Here is a 313-nt window from a genome sequence, read left to right as displayed (position 1 = left end):
CCGCATCATAATGTCTCGCCCCATAATCATACCAGTCAAGACCACCTTGTCTATCCAGTTCCTTACCGTTGTACTTGTAAGGCTGGACAGATGAAGTCGAAGCAAATGTACCACCAAAAGGATAATAATGATTCACCTCCTCTACACTACCATTCTGATCCACGACCACACGATTATTACCCTGATGATCTTTCAAGTAATAATGATACTTGCCATCAACAAGGGAAATATATCCCAACTCCGTCAACAAAGTAGTGAGCACACCATTTTCATAGATCGCATCGTCAAAGTAATCAGTAGTTGTGGTCTTTCC

Annotated in this window: 1 pseudogene; it reads right to left on the bottom strand. The window is 41.9% G+C overall.

The window, feature by feature from the left end:
- A pseudogene (locus KTR06_RS24415) lies at window positions 1-313 on the bottom strand (RHS repeat-associated core domain-containing protein); the annotation flags it as partial.

The organism is Bacteroides sp. MSK.20.12 (assembly GCF_019052435.1).
GTDB lineage: Bacteria > Bacteroidota > Bacteroidia > Bacteroidales > Bacteroidaceae > Bacteroides > Bacteroides xylanisolvens.
Note: the sequence above shows the minus strand (reverse complement) of the source record. Positions and strands in the feature narration are given on the sequence as shown.